Source organism: Pseudomonas sp. NY15181 (genome assembly GCF_048068055.1).
GTDB lineage: Bacteria > Pseudomonadota > Gammaproteobacteria > Pseudomonadales > Pseudomonadaceae > Pseudomonas.
On record NZ_JBLUPT010000017.1, the window covers coordinates 1 to 23790 of the forward strand.

Below are 23790 nucleotides of genomic sequence, written 5' to 3' on the forward strand. Positions count from 1 at the left end.
CGGCGCCTACGCCAAGCTGTTCACCGACGAGATCCGCGCCTTCACCGCTTCGGCCTCCGCTGAGCTTTCCGAGTTCACCGGCCCGCTGAACGCCGCCGTGCAGAACCTGGAAGAGCTGACCGCCTGGGTCCTGGACCGCGCCAAGGGCAACCCGAACGAGATCGGCGCTGCCTCGGTCGAGTACCTGCACGCCTTCGGCTACACCGCCTATGCGTACATGTGGGCCCTGATGGCGCGCGCCTCGCTGGGCAAGGAAGGCCAGGACGAGTTCTACGCCAGCAAGCTCGGCACCGCGCGCTTCTACTTCGCCCGCCTGCTGCCGCGCATCCACTCCCTGAGCGCTTCGGTGAAGGCTGGCAGCGAGTCGCTGTACCTGCTGGACGCCGCGCAGTTCTAAGCGCTATGCAAAAGCCCCGCTCCGGCGGGGCTTTTTTTATGGCAGGTTATTCCGTTCGGTAACCTGGGTATCACGATTGCGTGTAAGCCTAGGCTTACAAACGCTGGTGGTGATCAGCGTCTGTCTGAAATGTGCTTGCGCGGTTAACCTTCTCCTCAGTCAGGACATTGCGCAGGAAGCGCCAACGACAATACGGAAACAAGGGAATCCACCATGGATGGTGGCCAGCACGGACGTCAGGATATCGGTCTGCAAAACCCCGCTTCGAAAGAAGCGGGGTTTTTTCTTTGCCTGTGATTTCTGCAAACCAGCACGCGCAGGCTCGCTCCTACGAAAAGCGGTCGCGATCAAACCGCCCCGTCGAGCAACGACCGCAACAGCTCCACCGTCGGCTGCTGGCGCTGCGCATCGCGGTAGACCAGCCCCACGCTCAACGGAATGCGCGGTTCGCTCAGCGGCTTCCACAGCAGGTTCGGGTGCCCGTGCATCTGCCGCGCGCGCCCTGGCAGCACGGTGGCGAAGCGGCTCTGCGGCAGGCTGTCGAGGATGCCGCCCATGTGGTTGAGCTCGGCCTGCACCCGTGGCCGCCGGCCGATGGCCGCCAACTGCTCCTGCCAGATCTGCCGGGCGCGGAACTCCTCGCCCAGCAGCAACATCGGCAGCTCCGCCGCCTGGGCCAGCGAGACCTTCTTGAAATCCTTCAGCGGATGGTCCGCCGCGATCACCAGCTGCAGCTCGTCCGGGTACAGCTCCACGCCGTGCAGCGCCGGCTGGCGCGGCGGCAGGAAGCCGATGCCGATGTCGAGCTGGCCGACCAGCAGGCGCCGCTCGATCTCCACGCCCGACAGTTCGTAGATGCGTACCTGCACATGCGGCTGGGCGGTGTGCAGGCGTTCCACCAGATGCGGCACCAGGTTGGCGTTGACCGTCTGCAACACGCCGATGCTCAGGCTGCGCGCGCTCTGCCCACGGTAGCCGCGCAGGGCCTCGCGGGCGCGCTCCAGGCCGTCCAGTAGCGGTACCGCGTGGTTGTACAGCGTGTGCGCAGCGGCGGTCGGCAACAGGCGCTTGCCGCTGCGTTGGAACAGCGCCACGTCGAGGTTCTGCTCCAACTGGCGAATCTGCTGCGACAGCGCTGGCTGGGAAATCGCCAGGCGTTCGGCGGCACGCCCGACGTGGCCTTCCTCGTAGAGTGCGACGAAATAGCGGAGCTGGCGAAAATCCATAAGGTCTGCTTATCAACGAAACTGGAAAATCGAAATGGATAGTCGGCTATCCAGGCCACTACTCTAGCGCTTGTCCGCTGTCTCAGATGGGTAGACAAAGGTGGAAAGCATCGTCATCCAGGGCGTTTTCATAGGCAAAGTCGAAGAAAGTTGGGGAGGTCTGCTCAGCGACATCGACAAGCTGGAGGCGCACCAGGAAGTTTGGCTCGGCGCCGAAGGGTTGCCGGGGGACGCCAGGGGCGACCTGCGTCGCGACGGCGGCCTGGATCGCGCACTGCACCACTACCCGGCCGAGCACTACCGCCACTGGCGCAAGCTGCACCCGCAGACGCGCTGGCGGCAGCCGGCCTTCGGCGAGAACCTGTCGACCTTCGGCCTCAATGAACACGAGGTGTGCATCGGCGACCTGTTCCGCTGGGGGGAGGCGCTGATCGAAGTGAGCCAGCCGCGCTCGCCGAGCTATCGCCTGGCGCGGCGCTGGAACCTGCCCGAGCTGCCCTTCGAGGTGCAGGAGCAGGGGCGCTGCGGCTGGTTCTACCGGGTCCGCCGTGCCGGCATGGTGGCGCCCGACGCGCCGTTGGAACTGGTGCAGCGGCACTACCCGCAGCTCTCCGTGGCGAGCTTGCTGGACTGGTACTTCGGCCACCCGCTGGAACGTACCGGACTGCGCCTGATGATGGCCTGCGACGCGCTCTCCCTGCGCTGGCGCAAGACCGCCGCGCAACGCCTGACCAGTGGAGTGCTGGAAGACTGGACGGCCCGCCTGGCGGGCCCCGAATGCCTGGAGCAGGGCGGCCTGCAAGCCTGAGCCGCGCTGCTTCGCAAATGCCCTCGCGCCCGCCTCCGGACGTCGTCTTGGTCCTGTGGGGCGGCTTTTATTCCCGCCGCCTGTCCCCTCGCTGGGGCAGGCGGCGCTGTCATCCCGTCGTAACACCGCGTTCCTAACCTTCCGCGCATATCTTTAATTGGCAACCCGAGCCGTCCTGCCGACGGCCGTGCGGAAGGAACCCCTCCATGAGCGAACGATTCCAGGACTTTCACGATCGACTGGCCGCCTTCGATGACCAGGTGATCAACCCCTCCGGCAATGTGCCGATGAGCGAGCTGATCGACCCGGCCCGTCGCCGCCTGTTGAAGAACAGCCTGGTGCTCGGTGCGGTGGCCTTCCTCGGCGGCGGTCTCTACGCGCCGCGTCGCCTGTTCGCGGCCGAGGCCGCCGCGCCGTCTGCGCTACTGGGCTTCAAGGGCGTGCCGGTGCAGCAGGACCCGAAGTTCGACCGCGTGATCGTCGCCGAGGGCTATACCGCCCGGCCGTTCTTCTCCTGGGGCGATGCCGTGGTCACCGGCTCCCGGGCCTGGAAGGGCGACGCCAGCGAGGACTGGAAAACCCAGGAGCTGCAGGCCGGCGATAACCACGACGGCATGCACTACTTCCCCTTCCCGGACGCACCGGACAGCCACGGCCTGCTGGTGATCAACCACGAGTACATCAATCCGACGCTGCACCCCAAGGGCCAGACCTTCGAGGATCGCCCTGATGGCAGCCGTGGCCGCCCGGAAGGCGAGGTACGCAAGGAAATCGCCGCCCACGGCCTGAGCGTGATCGAGGTGAAGAAGGACGCCAGCGGCCAGTGGCAGCGTGTCGAGGGTTCGAGCTACAACCGCCGCATCACCGGCAGCTCGCCGCTGGACCTGTCCGGCCCCCTGGCTGGCCATGACCTGCTGCGCACCGCCAGCGACCCGGATGCCAAGCAGGTGCTCGGCACCCTGAACAACTGCTCCATGGGCGTCACGCCCTGGGGCACCTATCTTGCGTGCGAGGAGAACTGGCACCAGTACTTCGTCAACCGCGACAAGGACGACTACGCCAAGCGCGTCTCGCACAAGCGCTATGGCCTGTCCAACGGCCAGTTCAGCAACTACTACGCCTGGGAGGCGGTGGACGCGCGCTTCGACGCCACCCCCAAGGCCGACCAGCCCCACGGCGGCCACGTCAACGAGCCGAACCGCTTCGGCTGGGTGGTGGAGATCGACCCGTTCGACCCCAAATCCACGCCGAAGAAGCGCACCGCCGTCGGCCGCTTCTGCCGCGAGTGCTCGACCCTGTCGCTGGGCGCGGACAACCGCATGGCCTTCTACTACGGCGATGACACCAAGGGCGAGTACATCTACAAGTTCGTCCCGGCCGGCACGTACGACCCGGCCAACCGTGCCGCCAACCGCGACCTGCTGGACGAAGGCACCCTCTATGTCGCGCGCTTCAACGCCGACGGCAGCGGACAGTGGCTGCCGCTGGTACATGGGCGGAACGGCCTGACCGCCGAGAACGGTTTCGCCAGTCAGGCCGAGGTGCTGGTCAACGCCCGCGCCGCCGCCGACAAGCTGGGCGCGACCCCGATGGACCGCCCCGAGTGGGTTGCGGTGCAGCAGACCACCCGCGAGGTCTACGTCAGCCTCACCAACAACGACGGACGCGGCAAGAAGCAGTCGGTGGATGCGGCCAACCCGCGCAAGGAAAACCTGCACGGGCAGATCCTGCGCTGGAACGAGACCGGCGGCGACCCGACCGCGACGACCTTCCAGTGGGAAGTCTTCCTGCTGGCCGGCGAGCAGAAGGGCTCCGGCGCGCCGGAGAACCTGGTCGGCACCATCAACGGCGATATCTTCTCCTCGCCGGACGGCCTGTACTTCGACACCACCGGCCGCCTGTGGATCGAGACCGACTACGACGATGCCGAGAAACCCATGCACGCCATGGGCTGCAACCAGCTGCTTTGCGCCGACCCGCACAGCCGTGAGGTTCGCCGCTTCCTGGTCGGCCCGCGCGGCTGCGAGCTGACCGGCATCACCCAGAGCCCGGATGGCAGGACGATGTGGGTGAACATCCAGCACCCGGGCATCAGCTTCCCGGCCAGCGACGGCAGGAGCATCCCGCGCTCCACGACGCTGGTGATCACCAAGGATGATGGGGGTGTGATCGGGACCTGATGGCTAGTGAGGGGGAAGTCTGGCGCTCGGGCTTTCCCCTCACCCCGGCCCTCTCCCAAAGGGAGAGGGGGGCAGTTCGTGCCGGCTGACGGTGCTGCTTCATCCTGCGCCGATCGGTCCCCTCTCCCGCTTGCGGGAGAGGGTTAGGGTGAGGGGCTCTTGGTAGATCGGTGCCGTGGCGGTTCGCGAGCAAGCTCACTCCTACAGGGGGCGCCGTTCCCCGCGATTTCCGGCGCTCGCTGATGCTCTTCGTAGGAGCGAGCTTGCTCGCCAACCCCGCTCCCACGGAAAGCTCAAAGCTCCACCTCACCCCCCGCCAACGCACACAACTCGGTGAAGTCGACAATCTCCGTCTCCCGCCCGTCCACCCGCACCAGTCCGTGCTTCTGCAGACGGGTGAAGCTGCGCGACACGGTTTCCACCGCCAGCCCCAGGTAATCACCGATCTCATTGCGCGACATGCTCAGGCGGAAGCGCGTGGCGGAGAATCCGCGTTCGCGGAAGTGCGCGGAAATGTTCAGCAGGAAGGCGGCGATGCGCGAGTCCGAATTCAGCCGCGAAAGCAGCAGCTTCATCTGCTGATCCTCGCGGATCTTGCGGCTCATCATCAGCATGATCTGGTGCGACAGGCCGGGAATCTGCAGCGACAGCTCTTCCAGCTGATTGAACGGAATCTCGCTGCACAGTGTGCTTTCCAGCGCCTGCGCCGACACCGGGTAGCTGCCTTCGCCCATGCCGGAGAAGCCGAAGATCTCGGTGGCGAAATAGAACCCGGTGATCTTTTCCAGGCCCTGCTCGTTGGTGGTGAAGGTCTTGATCGAGCCGGAGCGGACCAGATACACGCTGTGGAACGGGTCGCCCTGGCGGAACACGAAGTCGCCCTTGTGCAGCAGGTGGCCCGGCTTGATGATCGCCTCCAGTTCCTCGATCTTGTCGTCGCTCAAGGTCGGCGGTGCCAGCCGGCAGTTCTTGCAGTACGGTTGCGCTTTGATCATCTGATTCATCCCTATCCCCATGCACCGGCCCATGCGCGTGGCACGGCGCTCTCGGGCGTATCGCCCCCCTCAAACCATAGCAATAGACGACCATCTGTCACTTGTCGGGTGGTAGGAAAAGCGTCTATCGAATGGATTTTTCATTCCGGCTTGACCCTTTCTTCACCGCACAAACCGCAGTCTTCGCCACCGTGCACCATGGGGTCATGGGGGGAGCCCACAGGAACTCCGGGTGCCAGTGACGCGGCCAGCGGGAAGGGCCTGCGTCCATCCCGCTCACTTCCGGAGTCATGCCTTGAACAAACTTCCACAGATCACCCTGGCCTTCTGGGTGATGAAGATCTGCGCCACCACCCTGGGGGAAACCGCCGGCGACCTGCTGTCGATGACCCTGAACGTCGGCTACGCCGTCAGCTCGCTGATCCTCATCAGCGTGTTCCTCGTCACCCTGGTCGGCCAGCTCGCCAGCAAGCGCTACGTGCCCTGGCTGTACTGGCTGGTGATCCTCTCCACCAGTACCGCCGGCACCACGATGTCGGACTTCATGGACCGCACCCTGGGCCTGGGCTACGCCAGCGGCTCGGCGATCCTGGTGAGCATCCTGGTGGCGATCTTCGCGGCCTGGCGCTTCAGCGGCACCTCGCTGTCGGTGGACAACATCCGCAGCTTCAAGGGCGAGATGTTCTACTGGATCGCGATCCTCTTCTCCAACACCCTGGGCACCGCGCTGGGCGACTTCCTCGCCGACGATTCCGGCCTGGGCTTTGCCGGCGGCGCGCTGCTGATCGGCAGCCTGATCGCCGTGGTGGTGCTGCTGCACTACTTCACCAAGCTGTCCTCGGTGCTGCTGTTCTGGGTCGCCTTCGTCCTCACCCGCCCGTTCGGCGCGACCCTGGGCGACGTGCTGACCAAGTCCCACGAGAAGGGTGGCCTGGACTTCGGCACCATCGGTTCCTCGGCGATCCTGGCCGGCATCCTGGTGGCGCTGGTGATCGTGGTCAGCCTGCGGCAGAAGCGTGACGAGGAACCCAGCACGGCGGTGCTGGCGTCCTGATCCTCGACGCCGCTTCCCGTCGGTATGGTAAGCGGTGGGCTAGCCTTGTGAAATTTGTTCTGTTATTTTTCATGAAAAATAAACAAAACAATTTCACGAGGTGGCCATGTTCCTGCGTTCGAGCGAGCCGGTCGGCACTTACTACGCCGGCGCCAACCCCGAGCTGATCCAGCCGCGCGCCGCGCTGCGCGAACCGCTGGAATGCGAGGTGCTGGTGATCGGCGCCGGTTTCAGTGGCCTGCACACCGCCCTGCAACTCGCCGAAGGCGGACGCCAGGTCTGCATGATCGAAGCCAGCCGCATCGCCTGGGCCGCGTCCGGGCGCAACGGCGGCCAGGCCCTGCCGGGCTGGTCCAGCGACCTGGGCCCGATCGAGGCCGACCTCGGCCATGAAGGCGCGCTGCGCCTCTGGCAAGGCATGCTCTGGGCCGCCCACGAACTACGCGACCTGCCGCAACGCCACGGCTTTGACTGCGACTACCGCATCGGCCACCTGTGGACCGCCGTGTTGCCGCGCCGTGTCGGCTCGCTCTACGACTGGCAGGCCGAAGCCAACCGTCGCTGGGGCTATGAAGGCCTGCGCTTCGTGCCGCGCGAGGAATTGCCGGAGTGGATCGCCAGCGACCGCTACCAGGCCGGCCTCTATGATCCCCATTCCGCCCACCTGAACCCGCTCAAGCTGGCCTACGGCCTGGCCGGTGCCTTCGAGCGCGCCGGCGGGCGCATCTTCGAGCAGACCCGCGCCCTGAGCTTCCGCGAGAGCGGCAACGGCTATGAGGTGACCACCGAGCATGGCAGCGTGCGCTGCGCCTCCCTGGTGCTGGCCTGCAACGCCTACATCGATGGGCTCGACCGCGACGTCTCCGAGCGCATCCTGCCGGTGGGCACCTACCAGGTCGCCACCGCGCCCCTGGGCGAGGAGCTGGCCCGCTCGCTGCTGCCGAAGAACTGTTGCGTCACCGACAACCAGTTCGTCCTCGACTACTTCCGCCTGACCCCCGACCACCGCCTGCTGTTCGGCGGCGGCTGCACCTACCTGGGCGGCATGCCCAGCGATATCCGCGCCGCCACGCGGCCGTTCGTGGAGCGTGTGTTCCCGCAACTCAAGGGCGTGGAGCTGGAATACGCCTGGGGCGGCCACATCGACTGCACTATGCGCCGCACCCCGGATATCGGCCGGCGCGGCGACTTGTACTGGCTGCAGGGCTATTCCGGCCACGGCGTACTGCCGAGCCTCGCCGCCGCACGTGCGGTGAGCGAGGCGATGCTGGGGCGCGGCGACGAGCTTGACCTCTATCAACGCATCCGCAATCCCGGGTTCCCCGGTGGCCAGCGATTCGCCGCGCCACTGGAAGCCGCCGGTAAAGCTTGGTATCGATTGCGCGACTTTTTCTGAATCGGATTTCGCCATGACCCAGACGGTCACCAACGAACACCTTGCCACGCTGATCCGCGACCTGCGCAAGCACAAGAACCTCACCCTGGGCGCGCTGGCCGAACAGATCGGCCGCTCGGTGGGTTTCCTCTCCCAGGTCGAGCGCGGCCTGTCGCAGCCGACCGTGGCCGACCTCACCGCCATCAGCGAAGCCCTCGGCGTGCCGACCACTTACTTCTACGCCGGCGACACCCGCCGCGAGCTCGACTGGGTCACCCGCCCGGCCGACCGCCGCACCCTGTACTACGCCGGCGGCGTCACCGACATTCTCGCCTCGCCGAACATGTCCGGTGGTTTCTCCATGCTCGACAGCATCCTCGCCCCTGGCGCCACCAGCGGCGAGGGGCACCTGAACGACAGCTCGGAGCAGGGCGGTTTCGTCCTCGAAGGCGAGCTGACCATCTGGTACGAGGGCGACACCATCACCCTGCACGCCAACGACAGTTTCCAGCTGCCGCCGCACAGCCAGTTCCGCTACGGCAACCTCACCGACAAACCCACGCGAGTGCTCTGGATCTTCACGTGAATTTCCCAAGCCAGCCCACGAGGGTTGGCTTGGGAAAACGATCCGGCGCCGCCCAGAAAAGGCCCCAGCACCATGAACCGCCCGACCCATCCCGACCTGCTCAGTGAAGTCCGTGCTTTCCGTCAGCAATACCCTGACATCCGCTACGTCGACCTGATCTGCCTGGACATCCCCGGCCACTTCTACGGCAAGCGCTACCCCGTCGACATGCTGGAAAAAGTCGCAGCCGGCAGCCCGCTGAAGCTGCCGCAGAACTGCGTGCTGCTGGGCGTACAGGGCGGCCTGCACCCGATCGGCGACTACTGCTTCAACGACGGCGACCCGGACGCGCCGCGCCGCCTGATCCCCGGCTCGCTCAAGCCGGTGCGCTGGGAAAACCAGCCGCTGGGGCAGATGCTGATCAGCTCAGACGGTACCCACGCGCCCATCGAGTTCGAGCCGCGCGAAGTGCTTGCCCGCGTGATGCAGCGCCTGGAAGCCAAGGGCATCCGCCCGGTGGTGGCTTTCGAGCTGGAGTTCTACCTGTTCGACAAGAAGCTTGACGCCGGTCTGCCGCAGTACCCGCGCGACCCGCTGTGCGACGACGAGGACGACCAGCCGAACATGCACATCGAGCGCCTCTCGCGCTTCTCCGACGTGCTCCACGAAATCGTCGAAGCCTCCCGCGAACAGGGCGTGGACGCCAACGTGATCACCGCCGAGATCGGCCCTGGCCAGTTCGAGATCAACTTCGCCCACTGCGAGGATGGCCTGCACGCCGCCGACCAGGCCGCGCTGTTCGCCCGCGCCACCCGTGGCGTGGCGCTCAAGCACGGCTACCGCGCCAGCTTCATGAGCAAGCCGTACCTGCACGCGCCGGGCAGCGGCATGCACGTGCACGTCAGCCTGTACGATCGCGACGGCAATAACCTGCTCGCTGGCGACAACCAGCAGGCCCTGCGCCACGCCGTGGCCGGTTGCCTGGAACTGCTGCCGCACTGCATGCCGATCTTCGCCGCCAACCACAACGCCTACCGCCGTTACGGCTCGCGGGTGAACGCGGCGAGCAAGGCCAGTTGGGGTTTCGAGGACCGCGATGCGTGCATCCGCATCCCTGAATCCGACGGCAAGAACCTGCGCATCGAGCACCGCCTGGCCGGCGCCGACGCCAACCCCTACCTGGTGCTGGCGGCCATCCTCACCGGCATGGAGCACGGCCTGGAAGCCAAGCGCGAACCCATCGCCCCGCTCAATGAAGATCGCACCAGCGGCATCGACTTCCCCCGCGACATGCTCGGCGCCGTCGCCGCTATGGAAGACCATCCGGTGGTGAAGGATGGCCTGGGCAGCGAGTTCGTTTTCGTCTACTGCGAGAACAAGCGCCACGACCACCTGGACTTCATGAACGAAGTCAGCGCGCGGGAATACCGCTGGTTCCTCTGAGACCGGCTAACTCCGTAGGGCGTACAACCGTTCGCGGTTGTACGCCGCTACACCATGATTGTCAGTCGGTGCATCGGTCGAACTCGAAGCGCTTGGCGAGAAGTGTCCTGTTTGGAGTCAGCGCGGGCGGAGGCCGAGGTCAAACGGCGTATAACGTCGAACGTTATACGCCCTACGCTCCTGGGGCTCCCCCTCGGTCCTGCGAAAGCCCTTCTGCCGGAGCGCCAAGGGCTAGGCGCTCCGGCTCCCCTCCCAGAAATGCTCCGCCAGCAATCGCAGCTCCGCCGCCAGTTCCGCCATGCGCGCCGCACTGCGCTGGCAGGTGCCGGCGTTGGCCGCGTTGCTGTCGGCGGACCCGCGAATCGCCTGCAGGCTGCGCTGCACCTCCTCGCTGGCCGCACCCTGCTGCTCGATGGCGGTGGCGATCTCCAGGCTCATGCGCTGGATCGACGACACCTGCTCGCTGATCCGCTCCAGCGTGCCGGTGGCCTGGCCGGCCTGATCCAGGCTGGCCAGCGCCTGCTCGCAGCAATGCCACAGGGCACGTACCGAGTCTTCGGCGCCGCGTTGCAGATTGCCGATCAGCCCCTGGATGTCCCGCGCGGATTCCTCGGTCCGCGAGGCGAGGGCGCGCACCTCGTCGGCGACCACCGCGAAGCCGCGCCCGCTGTCGCCGGCCCGCGCAGCCTCGATGGCGGCGTTGAGCGCCAGCAGGTTGGTCTGCCCGGCCACGTCGCGGATCACCTCCAGCATCCGCGAGATCGCCTCGCTGTGCGTCTGTTGCTCCTCGACGGCGGCGCACGCCTGACGCACGCCGGCTTCCAGCTCGGCGAGCTGGCCACGGGTGCTGCGCACGTCGTCATGCCCGGACTGGGTGATGCGGTCGCTGCACTGCGCGGCCACGGCACTGTGCTGCGCATGGCGCGCCACTTCCTGTACGCTCTGCGCGAGTTCGTGCATGGCGTTGGCGACCTGTTCGGTCTCGCGCTGCTGCAACTGCGTGGCCGCGCTGCCGCCGGCCATAGCGTCGGCCAGCGCCGTGGCGTGCTCGGCCAACTGCTGCGAGGCATCCGCCATGCGCCCGACTACCGCGGCGGTTTCCGCTTCCAGCATGCGCAGGGCGAAGTCCAGCTCGCCGAACTCATCGTCGCGGCCCGAATACAGGCGTTGGCTCAGCGGGTTGTCGGCTATGCGCCGGGCGCGTTTGAACAATGCATCGAGTGGACGAAGACGCAGCCACACCCAGCCGCCGGTGAGCCCCAGCGAGAGCAGGAAGCCCGGCAGCGCCAAATTCGGTGCGAAGAGCGCCAGCAAGGCGCCTGCCCCCTGGGCGACGCCCAGTCCGATCACTAACTGCGCCATCAGCGGCAGACGCGGCCGGGACAATCCCGCGCCCTCCCGCAGCCTTGCATACAGCCGCTCGGCGGCCTCGACCTGCGCAGCGCTGGGCCGCGTGCGCACCGACTGGTACTCCACCACCCGGCCATTGCGACGGATTGGCGTGACGAAGGCGCTGACCCAGTAGTGATCGCCGTTCTTGCAGCGGTTCTTCACCAGCCCCATCCAGCTGCGCCCGGCCTGCAGCGTCTGCCACAGGTGGGCGAAGGCGGCCGGCGGCATGTCCGGGTGGCGTACGCGGTTGTGGTTGAACCCCAGCAACTCCTCGGCGGTGAAGCCGCTGATGGCGAGAAAGTCCGGATTGACGTGGCTCACCGCGCCCTTGAGGTCGGTGGTGGAGAGAATGTTGGCGTTGTCCGGGACCTCGACCTGGCGTCCGGTGATCGGCAGGTTCAGCTTCATCGTGGTTGCTCCAGATCGTTCTCGAACAGGGTTTCCGGCGCCTGCGGCCGGCTGAACAGGAAGCCCTGGGCATAGCGGCAACCCTCCTGATGCAGGAAGTCCAGGTGTGCCTGGCGCTCGACGCCTTCGGCCACCACTTCCAGCCCCAGGCTATGGCCGAGGCCGATGATCGCCCGGCAGATGGCGCTCAGCTCCGGGTCGTCGGGCACGCGGGTGATGAAGCTGCGGTCCACCTTCAGGATGTGCAGCGGGTAGCGCCTGAGATAGCCCAGCGACGAATAGCCGGTGCCGAAATCATCCAGCGCCAGGCGCACGCCCTGGGCGGCCAGTTCGCGCAGGCAGGCGAGGGTTTCCGCGCCGTCCTGCATCAGCAGGCTCTCGGTGATTTCCAATACCAGGCTGCACGGCGACAGCCCGCTTTCCGCGAGAATCTGCCGGACGCGCGCGGCGAAGCCAGGCTGCTGCAGCTGGCGGCTCGACAGGTTCACCGAGCAGTACAGGTCCTTGCGCCCCTCGCGCTGCCAGAGCGCCGTCTGCCGGCAGGCTTGGCGCAGCACCCAGTCGCCGACCCGGACGATCTCCCCGGACTCCTCCAGTACCGGAATGAACTGCAGCGGTGATACCGCCTCGCCATCGCGGCTCCAGCGCAGCAGCACCTCCACCGCCACCCAGGATGCCTGGTCGCCGTCCAGGCGCACGATGGGCTGGTAGTTCAGGCTGAACTCCTCGTTGCGCAGCGCCTGGGCCAGTGCGCTTTCCAGGTCGAGGCGGCGTTGTGCTTGGGCCTGCAGCTCCTGGCTGAAGCGCGCGTACTGTGCCTTGCCGGCTTCCTTGGCGCGGTACAGCGCCAGGTCCGCGGCCTGCAAGGTATCGATGGCCTGGCCGTCGCTGATCAGCCCGGTGATGCCGATGCTGGCGCTGACCACCAGCGTCCGGCCGTCCACGTGCAGCGGCAGGTGCAGGTAATCGAGCATGCGCTGGGCGACCTGTTCGGCGTCGTTCAGGCTGGCCAGGTCATCGAGCAGCACCACGAACTCGTCGCCGCCGAAGCGCGCCAGGTGATCGCCCAGGCGCAGGCAGCGCAGCAGGCGCTGGGCGATCTCCACCAGCACCCGGTCGCCCACCGCGTGGCCGAGGCTGTCGTTGATCAGCTTGAAGCGGTCCAGGTCTATGAACAGCAGGGCGGACTCGCGCGCACCGGGGCGGCGCTGCCGCATCAGCGCCTGCTGCAACAGCTCGTCCAGGCGCAGGCGGTTGGCCAGGCCGGTCAGCGGGTCGTGCCGCGCCGCATGGCTGAGCTGGTGCTCGCTGGCCTTGCGCTGGCTGATGTCGGTCTGCGAGCCGGCCATGCGTCCATCGGTGATCACCCCGCGCGCCTGCACCCAGAGGTAGCCGCCGTCGCGTTGGCGGATGCGGTATTCGTGATTGAGCAGCGGACTGCTGCCACGCAGGTGCGCATCGATGGCCTGGCGCAGGCCGGGCAGGTCGTCCGGGTGCACGCGGGCGAACCAGCTGGTGCTGCTCTCGCCCAGGTTGTCGCGGGACAGGCCGAGCATGCGCGCCCAGCGTTCGGAGACGTAGAGGCGGTCGTTACCCAGGTCCCAGTCCCAGATACCGTCATTGGCCCCGCGCAGGGCGCGGGCGAAGCGCGCCTCGCTGTCCTCCAGCGCCTGGCGCTGGGCCGCGCTGTAGGTGTCGATGGCCAGCGACATATCGAAGAACACCCGCTTGAGCAGGCTGCTGAAGCTCGCCGCTTCCGGCGCATCGCCGAGCAGCTCGTCGAGCATGTGCTCCAGGTACAGCCGATAGGCGCCCAGGTACCACTTCAGCTCCACGCCCACATGTTGATGCACCAGCCCGATACGCAGGCGGTCATGTACATAGTCGGCACTCTGCGGGGCGTCCCAGAGCTGGCGGTAGTACTCGAACTGGCTGTGCTTGAGCCGCCCCAGCGTTGCCGGGTCGGCGAGGATCGCCGCCAGGTGGGGGAAGTGGCGCAGGTGGTCGTAGAGTCGCTCGATGAACTGCCGGTGGCACAGATCGAGTTCGCTGGCGCGTCCTTTCAACTGGCGGGCATCGTCATCGCCCCAGTCCAGGTACTCCAGGCGCTGTTCGATTTCCGTCATCGACAGGCCGATGCGCTCGAGCACGCTGTCGAGCTTCGGTCCCAGGCCCATGCTTGGCTCCTTGCGGGTGGCTGGTTTTTGTTCGGGCATGAAAAAAGCGCCGGCTCGTCAGCCGAATGAACGGCGACAAACACGGCGCTTTGTCTTGCAGGCCCACAAGTCCTGCCCGGCAAAGCCAGCTTCCGCAGCAGCGGAACGCGGGTCGGAGAGTTTTACACCAGTGCGTGCGGCCCCGACAACTCCTCCAGCGCGGCGCTGAGCCGACGCCGCAACTCTCCCAGCTCGCGCGAGCGGAAGGCATGGCGGCTGCGCTCCAGTACGCCAATGGCATCGGCCAGCAGCGCATGCAGCTGCGCCGCATCGCTCAAAGGCGCGTCCTTGAACCAGCGGCACAGCGGCGCCTGCACGCAGTCCTCAGGGCCTTCGAGCACCGCGCAGGGTAGACCGTAGGCAGCCAGCAACGCACGGACCTGACGGGCCTGCGCAGGGTCCTGGGATGCGACCAGCAGCTGCACCGGGAACCGGTGGAGAGTCATGGCAAAGCTCATTAGTGGCAAAAGGACATCAATTTAATGACGTACAGGTATCGAGCATTGATCCCCGTCATGCCCAGGCGCGCCCCGTCGACGGTTGCTGTGATGCGGCTCGCATTGTGGGAGGAGAGGGAAGCCCGGGCTTCAGGCTTCCCCTGCAGGAGCAACGGTGTTCTTCTGGGCAGTCTGTGCCTGAGCTTTCCCCTCGCCCCGGCCCTCTCCCTTGGGAAGAGGGGGCAGACCGTGCCGGCTGACGCTAACGTTTCATCCTGCACCGAACGGTCCCCTCTCCCGCTTGCGGGAGAGGGTTAGGGTGAGGGGCTCTTGATCTCGTAGGAGCGGACCTTGTCCGCGATTCCCAAAGCCCCGAAGGATCAACGCAAAGAGCGCAGCTCCTCCTCCATCAGCCGCACCGCATCGCTCCAGCGAATCCAGAGCTTGCCCTGCCAGTCCATCACGCTCATCAGGTGCCCCTCCATCCGCTCCATCCGCCGCTGCGGCAGATGCGGATTGTGCTGCTGGGCATCACGCAGCGCCGGCACCACTTCATTGCTCAGCCACTGCCGCAAGCCGCGGTTCTCCGGGTGATAGAAATGCACCATCAGCAACGCGTACAGGCCACTCTCGCTGACCAGGTATTCCTTCTCGGTCGCCCCTGCGATTTTTTCGAGGCGAACCTGATCCGGGTCCAACTTCTGCGTGAAGCGCTTGCCCAGATGGCTGTTGGTCAACTTCGTCAGGTCGCGCAGAACGAACCACGCCTGCCGCTCGATCAGCATCCCGCGCAGCCGGCGGTTGTAGCGGTGGAAAACGGTTGGAATCAGGCCTTCATCGGCCAGGGTTGAATCGGAAGTCTTCATGCTGTCTCTCCGTGTACATCCAGGAAGCCGCCGCCCGAACAACCGAAAAGGGAGGCGGACCGTGCAAGGGTGGAATCGCCGGTGTGGCACACGACCGGTAGGGCACCGAGCCCTCCTTGCACGGCCCGCCATAGACCACCAGAGATTTGCAGCCGTGGGGCTGCTGTCCTCTGCTATGGCGTGCATTGCGTCATGTGCCTTTTTCAGGATTCCACTCCTGACCACGGCGAACCGTGGCAGGGAGAACGCTACGCAGAGCCCTTGTAGGACAGCAACGCCATTGCGGCGTAGGGCGATTCGTAAATTGCTGAGATGGCTATTCGGCTCATCTCGTGAGCCGAATAGCGCACTCAATCGGCTCACCGGCGCCCAGAAACGCAAAAGCCGCGCATCCGCGCGGCTTTTTGCTGAAAGGGTGGTGGGCCCACACGGACTTGAACCGTGGACCAAAGGATTATGAGTCCTCTGCTCTAACCAACTGAGCTATAGGCCCCCAGAAGGCCGGCGGATTATACCGATGCGTTTTCCGGAGCGCCAACCGAGTTCAGTGGAGTGAGGAATCGGTTGGCAAAGGCGTCGGCCGGCAGCGGGGGGCTCAAGGCGTAGCCCTGGATCTGGTCGCAGCCTTCGGCTTCGAGGAAGTGTTCCTGGGCCTGGTGCTCCACGCCTTCGGCGATCACGGTGAGGTTCATGCTGCGGCCCAGGGCGATGATGGCGCGGGCGATGGCGGCATCGTGAGGGTCGTCGGGCAGGCCATGGACGAAGGACTGGTCGATCTTGAGGATGTCCAGCGGTAGCTGCTTGAGGTAGCTCAGGGACGAATAGCCGGTGCCGAAGTCGTCGATGGCGAGCTGTACGCCGAGGTTTTTCAGGTTGTGCAGGATGGCGAGGGCTTCTTCGGTCTGGTGCATGAGGAAGCTTTCGGTGATTTCCAGTTGCAGGCGCGAGGGCTGCAGGTGGTACCGCGCGAGCAGGTCGCGGATGCGGTCGACGAGGTGGAGCTGGCGCAGTTGGGCGCCGGCGAGGTTGACCGAGAGCGGGCCGAAGGCGGCGTGACTGTCCTGCCAGCGGCTCATCTGCCGGCAGGCTTCGCGCAGGACCCAGTCGCCCAGCGGCAGGATCAGGCCGTTTTCTTCCGCCAGCGGGATGAAGCGGTCCGGAGAGATCGCGCCGAATTGCGGATGTTTCCAGCGGATCAGGGCTTCGGCGCCGACCAGCAGGCCGCTGCCCAGCGCCAGCTTGGGTTGGTAGTAGAGCTGCAGTTGGTCGCTTTCCAGCGCGCGGCGCAGTTCGTGCTCCAGGGCCATGCGTTCGGTGGCCTGGAAGGTGAGTTCGCGGGTGTAGAACTCCACGCGGTTGCGGCCCTGGGCCTTGGCTCGGTACATGGCGGCATCGGCGTTCTTCACCAGGGTGGCGACATCGCTGCCGTCGCCGGGGTAGAGGCAGATGCCGATGCTGGCGCTGACGAAGAATTCCTGTTCGCCGGCGATGAATGCCGCCTCGAAGCAATGCAGCAGCTTTTTCGCGACGTGTTCGGCGTCGACCGCATGATGCAGGCCGGGCAGCAGGATGATGAATTCGTCGCCGCCCTGGCGGGCTACGGTGTCGATGTCGCGCAACTGATCGCGCAGGCGATGGGCGATGGATTGCAGCAGCAGGTCGCCGACGGGGTGCCCGAGGCTGTCGTTGATGTGCTTGAAGCGGTCGAGGTCGAGGAAGAGTACGGCGCCCTGGTGGTGGTCTTCCTGGGCTTCCTTGAGCGCGGTGGTCAGGCGGCTTTCGAACAGCAGGCGGTTGGGCAGGCCGGTGAGGGGGTCGTGGTGGGCCTGGTAGTCGAGCTTGGCCTGGGCGTACTTGAGCGTGGAGATGTCGGCGAACACGCCGACGTAGTGCGACAGTTCGCCGTCGGGGTTGTGCACGGCGCTGATGGTCAGCCACTCCGGGTACAGCTCATGGTTCTTGCGGCGGTTCCAGATTTCGCCCTGCCAGTGGCCGTCGGCGTTGAGCTGGTGCCAGAGGGCGATGTAGAAGCTGCTGTCGTGCTGGCCGGAGGCGAGCAGGCGCGGCGAGTGGCCAAGTGCTTCGGCTTCGCTGTAGCCGGTGATTTCGCTGAAGGCGCGGTTGACGGCGATGATGCGCTGGCTGGCGTCGGTGATCATCACGCCTTCGGCGGTGCTCTCGAAGACGGTGGCGGCCAGTTGCAGTTTTTCCTGCATCTGCTGGCGCTCGGTGATGTCGCGGGCGATGGTCAGCAGGCAGTCGTCGCTGCCGATGGTGATGCGGTGGGCGGAGAGTTCGCACAGCCGCAGGCTGCCGTCGTGGGTGCGGATCTGCACGGTGAAGTCCTGCACGCCGGCGTCCTGGTCGATGAAGGCGAGCAGGCGCTCGCGGTCGGCCGGGTTGGCCCAGAGCCCGAGGCTCAGGGTAGAGCTCTGGGCCACGTCGGTCCGGTCGTAGCCGGTGATGCGGGTGAAGCCTTCGTTGACCTCCACCAGCCGCCCGTCGCTGATACGGGTGATGAGCATGCCGTCGGGAGAGGCGTGGAAGGCCTTGGCGAATTTTTCCTCGGAGACGCGCAGTTGCTCCTGGGTCTGCTTGACCTGGGTGATGTTGCGCACCACCACGACCAGGGCGGGGGTGTCGTCGAGGATGACGTGCTGGGCCGAGAGCAGCCCGGTGAAGCGGTTGCCATCCCGGCGATTGAGGGGAATCTCGATGTTGTCGAGGTTCTGCCCCTGCAGGCGGGCAAGCATCGCCGGCCCCATGCCGGGTTCGCCCCAGATGCCCAGTTCGGTGGAGGTCTTGCCCAGTGCCTCGCCGGAGGAAATGCCGATCTGCTGCTCGAAGGTGCGATTCACGGCCAGCAGCGTGCCGTCATTGCGGCGGGCGAGCACGATGATGTCCGGGCAGTGGTGGAACACCGAGGCGAACTTCTGCTCGGACAGGCGCAGTGCCTGCTCGGTCTGCTTGGCTTCGGTGATGTCGATCATCAGGCCGCGCAGGATCTTGTCGTCGCCATGCTGGATCAGGGTGACGATGTCGCGAATCCACACCACGCGGCCATCGGCGGCGAGCATGCGGTAGTCGAAGCTGTGGTTGCGCCCCGCCTGGCTTTCGCTCATGCAGTAGGTGACCGCCTGTTCTGCATCATCCGGGTACAGGGTGCGCTGCCAGAAGCCGGGCTCCAGCCAGTCCTTGATCGGGTAGCCGAGCAGGCGCTGGGCGTGGGGGGAAACGTAGGTGAAGCGGTTTTCCGACAGGCGCATTTCCCAGGCGATGGCCGTCAGGCTCTCGACCAGGCCGCGATAGTGTTGCTCGCTGTCGCGAAGGGCGAGTTCGAGTTTCTCCCGCCGCTGCATTTCACCGCGCAGGCGGCGGTTCATGGTGATCAGCACCAGGACGGTGAAGGTGATCAGCAGGAAGACGGGGAGACCGATGCCGAGCATTTCCCGCCATATCGGCCGCTTGTCGAGCAGGCCGCCAACCCAGGGCTCCTGCAGGGCTTCGATATCTTCGGGTTTGAGGTCGGCAACGACCTTGTCGATGATGCCGGCGAGGACGGCCTGGCTTCTTGGCACCGCCATTGCCAATTGGTAGCGGTAAGGGGTTTCGCCACTGATCTGCACGCCTTCGAGCTTGAGCTGGCGCAGGTTCCAGACGCTGGAGGCTAGATCGCCGACGAAGGCATCGACCTGCCCTGTGGCCAGGGCCTGCAGGCCGGCGGCGATGCTGGGTAGCGGTTGCAGGCTGATGTCGGGGTGGTTGGTGGCCAGCAGTTCATAGGGCGCGTAATGGGCGACTACGCCGACTTTCAGCCCATAGAGGTCCGTGAGGTTGCGCGGTGCCGGCCCGTCCTTGCGCGCGAGGATGACGATCGGGAAGTCGAGGTAGGGGCGGGTGAACGTCAGGTATTCAAGGCGATCTGGTGTGGCCATGATGCCGGGAAGGATGTTGATCTTCTCGTCCCGGGCCCATTTCAGGAGTTCGCCCCAGTTGGCCGGCTCCACCGGTTCCATCTGGACGTTCAGGCGTTGGCTGATGAGGTCGGCGTAGCTGGCGGCGAGGCCCTGGTAGTGGCCGTCGCTGTCGCGGAATTCGAAGGGCGGCCAGGAGGTGTCGATGCCCAGGCGCAGGCTCGGATGTTCCTGCAGCCAGCGCTGTTCCTCGGACGTGAGGCTCAGGGCGAGCGCCTGCCCGGCCCAGAATGCGAGGCACCAGAGTAGAACTGCCTGCAGACGCGGCATGGAGGGCCTCATTGCTGGGGGGAGATTACGCCGAAGTGTAGACGTGGCACTTTGCCCAGTGGAAGGCCCAAAAGAAAAACCCCCGGCTCGGGCCGGGGGTTTTTCATCACTCGTCGAGGAAGGAGCGCAGGTGCTCGCTTCGCGACGGGTGGCGCAGCTTGCGCAGCGCCTTGGCTTCGATCTGGCGGATACGCTCACGGGTCACATCGAACTGCTTGCCGACTTCCTCGAGGGTGTGGTCGGTATTCATGTCGATGCCGAAGCGCATGCGCAGGACCTTGGCTTCGCGAGCGGTGAGGCCGGCGAGGACTTCGCGGGTGGCTTCCTTGAGGCTCTCGCTGGTCGCCACTTCGATCGGCGACTGCATGGTGGAGTCCTCGATGAAGTCGCCCAGGTGCGAGTCTTCGTCGTCACCGATCGGCGTTTCCATGGAGATCGGTTCCTTGGCGATCTTCAGGACCTTGCGGATCTTGTCTTCCGGCATGTCCATGCGTTCGCCCAGCTCTTCCGGGGTCGGTTCACGGCCCATCTCCTGCAGCATCTGGCGGGAGATACGGTTGAGCTTGTTGATGGTCTCGATCATGTGCACCGGGATACGGATGGTGCGTGCCTGGTCGGCGATCGAGCGGGTGATCGCCTGGCGAATCCACCAGGTGGCGTAGGTCGAGAACTTGTAGCCGCGACGGTATTCGAACTTGTCCACCGCCTTCATCAGGCCGATGTTGCCTTCCTGGATCAGATCGAGGAACTGCAGGCCGCGGTTGGTGTACTTCTTGGCGATGGAGATCACCAGACGCAGGTTCGCCTCCACCATCTCCTTCTTCGCACGGCGGGCTTTCGCCTCGCCGATGGACATGGCGCGGTTGACGTCCTTGATCTCGGCGACGGTCAGCTGCGAGCTGGCTTCCAGGTCGACCAGCTTCTGCTGGTTGCGCAGGATGTCGTCACGCAGGCGCTCGATGGCCTCGGCGTACTTGGGCTTGCCCTTGAGTACGGCGTCGACCCAGGCGGTGTCGGTTTCGTGGCCGGGGAACTGGCGCAGGAAGTCGGCACGCGGCATGCGCGCATCACGTACGCACAGCTGCATGATGGCGCGTTCCTGGCGGCGGACGCTGTCCAGCGAATCGCGAACCTTGGCGACCAGTACGTCGAACTGCTTGGGCACCAGCTTGATCGGCATGAACAGTTCGGCCAGGGCGAGCAGCTCCTCGCTGGCCTGCTTGCTGCCGCGGCCGTGCTTCTTCAGGGCTTTCTTGGCCTTGTCCAGCTGCTCGGAAACGGCGCCGAAGCGACGGGCGGCTTCTTCCGGGTCCGGACCGCCATCGCCTTCGTCGTCGTCGGAGCTTTCGCCGTCGCTTTCTTCGTCTTCTTCGTCGTCCTTGGCCTTGGCATCGGCGCTGTCGTCCTTGAGGTCGACAGGCTCGACTTCCTCGGCCGGCAGGCTGCCGTCATCGGGGTCGATGTAGCCGCTCAGGACGTCGGACAGGCGGCCGCCTTCAGCGACCACTCGGCTGTATTCTTCGAGGATGCCGTCCACCGCGCCCGGGAACTGGGCGATGGCGCTCATTACTTCGCGGATGCCTTCCTCGATGCGCTTGGCGATTTCGATCTCGCCTTCGCGGGTCAGCAGTTCCACGGTACCCATTTCGCGCATGTACATGCGCACCGGGTCGGTGGTGCGGCCGACGTCGCTCTCCACCGCAGCCAGGGCGGCAGCGGCTTCTTCGGCGGCGGCTTCGTCGGTATCGGTCTCCGCCAGCAACAGGGCATCCGCATCCGGGGCTGTCTCGAATACGTTGATCCCCATGTCGTTGATCATGCGGATGATGTCTTCCACCTGTTCCGGATCGGAAATATCCTCCGGCAGGTGGTCGTTGACCTCTGCGTAAGTCAGGTAGCCCTGCTCACGACCACGGGTGATCAACTCTTTGAGACGAGATTGCTGTTGCGCTTTTCCGGACATAACACCCTATCCACTGAAGGTCTTGGCGGGCTGAAATTAAGCCGAGGATTATACCAGATTCGAGGCTTCAGGCGCCAGTTCAGCTCTGGGCGCCTGGTGACGAGGGGGAGCTGATGTGCTCCCGCAATAAGGCTTTTTCATCGTCGGTCAGTTCACTGGGGCTCTTCTGCAACACGCTACGCAGACGCGCTTCGCGGCTGCTGTGCAGTTGATTGTGTGCAAGTGTAGTAATGGTGTCGAAGAACTGCTTTTCAAGATTGTCCTGACCGATCAACCATTCCTTTTCCGCCAGGACCTGCAGCAGGCGTCCTTGCGGGGTTCCGTGCCAGCGCGCGATCAGGTGCATCGAGCGCTGGGTGGGATTCTTCTGTAGCGCTTCGACCAGGGCCGCGAGCAGCTGCGAGTAAGTCTGGCCTTCGTTGGCGAAGTGGCTGGCATCCTCGACCTTCTGCGCCAGCTGCGGATGGTGCAGCAGGGTGCGCAGAGCGGTCAGGGTCGGCGATTCGACACTGATCTCCGTGCGCGGCTGGCGCGGGGTGAACTCGCCTTTCCGGCCTTTGCCGTCCCACTTGCGATCGCCTTTCCAGGGCTTCTTGCCCGGCTTGCCGCCGCCGTTGCCGGCGGAAAAATCCTTCGGCGCCTCGAAGTAGCTCGAAGCATCCTGGTAGTGGCTGTCGCCGTGGTCGGCGAACTGGCTCATGTCGTAGTCGGCGTACTCGTGGGCGTGTTGCTCCGGGCCGTGCGACGGCGCGGCGGCTGAGTGAGCGGCATGCCCGGAATGCCCGGAGCGTGGTGCGCTGATCTGGTTGAGCGCGTCGCTCGAGAGTCCGGTGATCTCGCCCAGGCGCTGGCGCATCAGCAGGCGCAGGGTGTTGCCGGGAATCTTCTCCAGCAGCGGTCCGGCCAGGGTTGCCAGGTGGGCCTTGCCTTCCAGCGTGCTGGGGTCGGCTTCCTGGGTCAGCTGCTGGAAGAAGTAGTCGGCCAGCGGCTGTGCCTGATGGGCGAGGCGGGCACGGAAGGCGTCCGGGCCTTCGGCGCGGACCAGGCTGTCCGGGTCTTCGCCTTCGGGCAGGAACAGGAAGCGCACCTTGCGCCCGTCCTGCAGGTTGCTCAGCGCCGACTCCAGTGCACGCCAGGCGGCGTTGCGGCCGGCCTGGTCGCCGTCGAAGCAGAAGAGGATGTTCGGCACGATGCGGAACAGCCGCTTGATGTGTTCTTCGCTGGTGGCCGTGCCCAGGGTCGCCACCGCATTGCGGATGCCTTGCTGCGCCAGGGCGATGACGTCCATGTAGCCTTCGACCACCATGATCTCGTCGAGATCCCGGTTGTTCTTCCGCGCCTCGAACAGGCCGTAGAGTTCCTGGCCCTTGTGGAAGACCGGTGTTTCCGGCGAGTTCAGGTACTTCGGCTTGTCGTCGCCCAGGACCCGGCCGCCGAAGGCGATCACCCGGCCGCGGCTGTCGCGGATGGGGAAGATCACCCGGTCGCGGAAGCGGTCGTAGCGCTTGCCGCTGTCGGGGTTTTCCACCAGCAGGCCGGCGTCGAGCATGGCCTTGAGTTGCAGGCTGTCGCCGCCCAGGTTCTTCAGCAGGTTGTCCCAGCCCGGCGGGGCGAAACCCAGGCCGAAGTCGCGGGCGATCTCGCCAGTCAGGCCGCGGCCCTTGAGGTATTCCACGGCGGCCTTGCGTGCCGGGTGGCTTTTCAGCGCCTGGCGGTAGAACTCGGCGGCGGCGCTGAGCAGCGGGTAGAGCGGCGAGTCGACCGGTTGGCGGGGCTTGTTGCCGCGCCGGCCTTCCTCGCGGGGCACGTCCATGCCGGCGCGCTTGGCCAGGTCCTCGACCGCCTGGACGAAGTCCAACTGGTCGTGGTCCATGATGAAGCCGAGCGCGTTGCCGCCGGCGCCGCAGCCGAAGCAGTAGTAGAACTGCTTGTCGGGGCTGACGGTGAAGGAGGGGGTCTTCTCCTTGTGGAACGGGCAGCAGGCGCTGTAGTTCTTGCCGGTCTTCTTCAGCTGGATGCGCGAACTCACCACATCGAGAATGTCGGTGCGGTTGAGCAGGTCATCGATGAAGGATTGTGGAATCAGGCCGGCCATAGACTCATCGGGACGCAGGGGGGACCCAAGCATAGCCGCAGGCGGCTAGTCGTGGGTTTGCAAAATAAGCATCGGCTGGAAAAGCAAAAAACTCCGAAGTTCGCGGGTGCGAATCGGAGTAGTCGT

Annotated in this window: 16 protein-coding genes and 1 tRNA gene; 7 read left to right on the forward strand and 10 right to left on the reverse strand. The window is 65.6% G+C overall.

The window, feature by feature from the left end; all coding sequences use genetic code 11:
* The coding region (locus tag ACNFBT_RS26060; RefSeq protein ID WP_416753620.1) for an acyl-CoA dehydrogenase C-terminal domain-containing protein at window positions 1-397 on the forward strand (397 nt) is incomplete at its 5' end.
* A gap of 347 nt (window positions 398-744) precedes the next feature.
* On the opposite strand, the gene ACNFBT_RS26065 is transcribed toward ACNFBT_RS26060, so the two are convergent.
* Window positions 745-1623 carry a LysR family transcriptional regulator gene (locus tag ACNFBT_RS26065; protein WP_416753621.1) on the reverse strand — a complete coding sequence of 293 codons (879 nt, stop codon included), beginning with the start codon at window positions 1621-1623 and terminating at the stop codon, window positions 745-747.
* 100 nt (window positions 1624-1723) lie between these two features.
* Here ACNFBT_RS26065 and ACNFBT_RS26070 point away from each other — a divergent pair, with 100 nt between their 5' ends.
* Both ACNFBT_RS26070 and ACNFBT_RS26075 read left to right on the forward strand, forming a co-directional pair.
* Window positions 1724-2431, forward strand: a complete 708-nt coding sequence (locus ACNFBT_RS26070; protein ID WP_416753622.1) for an MOSC domain-containing protein — start codon at window positions 1724-1726, stop codon at window positions 2429-2431.
* Window positions 2432-2637: 206 nt separating this feature from the next.
* Window positions 2638-4611, forward strand: coding sequence for a PhoX family protein (locus ACNFBT_RS26075; protein WP_416753624.1), 1974 nt, complete (start codon window positions 2638-2640; stop codon window positions 4609-4611).
* Between the two features lie 293 nt (window positions 4612-4904).
* Here ACNFBT_RS26075 and fnr read toward each other — a convergent pair whose 3' ends face one another.
* On the reverse strand, window positions 4905-5615 hold the full coding sequence (fnr, locus tag ACNFBT_RS26080) for a fumarate/nitrate reduction transcriptional regulator Fnr (RefSeq protein ID WP_416753625.1): 711 nt from the start codon (window positions 5613-5615) through the stop codon (window positions 4905-4907).
* 286 nt (window positions 5616-5901) lie between these two features.
* On the opposite strand from fnr, the gene ACNFBT_RS26085 reads away from it, so the two are divergent.
* The 4 genes from ACNFBT_RS26085 to ACNFBT_RS26100 all read left to right on the forward strand — a co-directional run bounded on the left by ACNFBT_RS26085 (window position 5902) and on the right by ACNFBT_RS26100 (window position 10043).
* A complete protein-coding gene (locus ACNFBT_RS26085) occupies window positions 5902-6660 on the forward strand; it encodes a hypothetical protein (protein WP_416753626.1) in 759 nt (252 codons plus the stop codon).
* A gap of 106 nt (window positions 6661-6766) precedes the next feature.
* Window positions 6767-8056, forward strand: a complete 1290-nt coding sequence (locus ACNFBT_RS26090; protein WP_416753627.1) for an NAD(P)/FAD-dependent oxidoreductase — start codon at window positions 6767-6769, stop codon at window positions 8054-8056.
* A 13-nt stretch (window positions 8057-8069) separates the two neighbouring features.
* Complete coding sequence (locus ACNFBT_RS26095; RefSeq protein WP_416753628.1) at window positions 8070-8621, forward strand: helix-turn-helix domain-containing protein; 552 nt, start codon at window positions 8070-8072, stop codon at window positions 8619-8621.
* A 72-nt stretch (window positions 8622-8693) separates the two neighbouring features.
* Window positions 8694-10043, forward strand: a complete 1350-nt coding sequence (locus tag ACNFBT_RS26100; protein WP_416753629.1) for a glutamine synthetase family protein — start codon at window positions 8694-8696, stop codon at window positions 10041-10043.
* Between the two features lie 231 nt (window positions 10044-10274).
* On the opposite strand, the gene ACNFBT_RS26105 is transcribed toward ACNFBT_RS26100, so the two are convergent.
* The 8 genes from ACNFBT_RS26105 to dnaG form a co-directional block, all read right to left on the reverse strand.
* Window positions 10275-11843 (reverse strand): PAS domain-containing methyl-accepting chemotaxis protein, encoded by a 1569-nt coding sequence (locus tag ACNFBT_RS26105; RefSeq protein ID WP_416753630.1) that lies wholly within the window; start codon window positions 11841-11843, stop codon window positions 10275-10277.
* On the reverse strand, window positions 11840-14020 hold the full coding sequence (locus tag ACNFBT_RS26110) for a putative bifunctional diguanylate cyclase/phosphodiesterase (protein WP_416753632.1): 2181 nt from the start codon (window positions 14018-14020) through the stop codon (window positions 11840-11842). The genes ACNFBT_RS26105 and ACNFBT_RS26110 overlap by 4 nt, the downstream gene beginning before the upstream one ends.
* A 161-nt stretch (window positions 14021-14181) precedes the next feature.
* Complete coding sequence (locus ACNFBT_RS26115) at window positions 14182-14505, reverse strand: hypothetical protein (protein ID WP_416753633.1); 324 nt, start codon at window positions 14503-14505, stop codon at window positions 14182-14184.
* Window positions 14506-14876: 371 nt separating this feature from the next.
* On the reverse strand, window positions 14877-15362 hold the full coding sequence (locus ACNFBT_RS26120; RefSeq protein ID WP_416753634.1) for a Bro-N domain-containing protein: 486 nt from the start codon (window positions 15360-15362) through the stop codon (window positions 14877-14879).
* Between the two features lie 416 nt (window positions 15363-15778).
* Window positions 15779-15855: transfer RNA gene (locus ACNFBT_RS26125), tRNA-Ile, on the reverse strand.
* A gap of 16 nt (window positions 15856-15871) precedes the next feature.
* Window positions 15872-19606, reverse strand: coding sequence for a bifunctional diguanylate cyclase/phosphodiesterase (locus ACNFBT_RS26130; protein ID WP_416753635.1), 3735 nt, complete (start codon window positions 19604-19606; stop codon window positions 15872-15874).
* Between the two features lie 106 nt (window positions 19607-19712).
* Window positions 19713-21569 carry an RNA polymerase sigma factor RpoD gene (rpoD, locus tag ACNFBT_RS26135; RefSeq protein WP_416753636.1) on the reverse strand — a complete coding sequence of 619 codons (1857 nt, stop codon included), beginning with the start codon at window positions 21567-21569 and terminating at the stop codon, window positions 19713-19715.
* 79 nt (window positions 21570-21648) lie between these two features.
* A complete protein-coding gene (gene dnaG, locus ACNFBT_RS26140) occupies window positions 21649-23664 on the reverse strand; it encodes a DNA primase (protein WP_416753637.1) in 2016 nt (671 codons plus the stop codon).
* Between the last annotated feature and the right edge of the window lie 126 nt (window positions 23665-23790).

Excerpts from the sequence above, each read along its gene's own strand:
- ACNFBT_RS26065 (WP_416753621.1), bottom strand. The coding sequence starts at position 1,623 with ATGGATTTTCGCCAGCTCCGCTATTTCGTCGCACTCTACGAGGAAGGC.
- ACNFBT_RS26075 (WP_416753624.1), top strand. The coding sequence starts at position 2,638 with ATGAGCGAACGATTCCAGGACTTTCACGATCGACTGGCCGCCTTCGAT.
- fnr (WP_416753625.1), bottom strand. The coding sequence starts at position 5,615 with ATGAATCAGATGATCAAAGCGCAACCGTACTGCAAGAACTGCCGGCTG.
- ACNFBT_RS26090 (WP_416753627.1), top strand. The coding sequence starts at position 6,767 with ATGTTCCTGCGTTCGAGCGAGCCGGTCGGCACTTACTACGCCGGCGCC.
- ACNFBT_RS26095 (WP_416753628.1), top strand. The coding sequence starts at position 8,070 with ATGACCCAGACGGTCACCAACGAACACCTTGCCACGCTGATCCGCGAC.
- ACNFBT_RS26100 (WP_416753629.1), top strand. The coding sequence starts at position 8,694 with ATGAACCGCCCGACCCATCCCGACCTGCTCAGTGAAGTCCGTGCTTTC.
- ACNFBT_RS26105 (WP_416753630.1), bottom strand. The coding sequence starts at position 11,843 with ATGAAGCTGAACCTGCCGATCACCGGACGCCAGGTCGAGGTCCCGGAC.
- ACNFBT_RS26110 (WP_416753632.1), bottom strand. The coding sequence starts at position 14,020 with ATGGGCCTGGGACCGAAGCTCGACAGCGTGCTCGAGCGCATCGGCCTG.
- ACNFBT_RS26115 (WP_416753633.1), bottom strand. The coding sequence starts at position 14,505 with ATGACTCTCCACCGGTTCCCGGTGCAGCTGCTGGTCGCATCCCAGGAC.
- ACNFBT_RS26120 (WP_416753634.1), bottom strand. The coding sequence starts at position 15,362 with ATGAAGACTTCCGATTCAACCCTGGCCGATGAAGGCCTGATTCCAACC.
- ACNFBT_RS26130 (WP_416753635.1), bottom strand. The coding sequence starts at position 19,606 with ATGCCGCGTCTGCAGGCAGTTCTACTCTGGTGCCTCGCATTCTGGGCC.
- rpoD (WP_416753636.1), bottom strand. The coding sequence starts at position 21,569 with ATGTCCGGAAAAGCGCAACAGCAATCTCGTCTCAAAGAGTTGATCACC.
- dnaG (WP_416753637.1), bottom strand. The coding sequence starts at position 23,664 with ATGGCCGGCCTGATTCCACAATCCTTCATCGATGACCTGCTCAACCGC.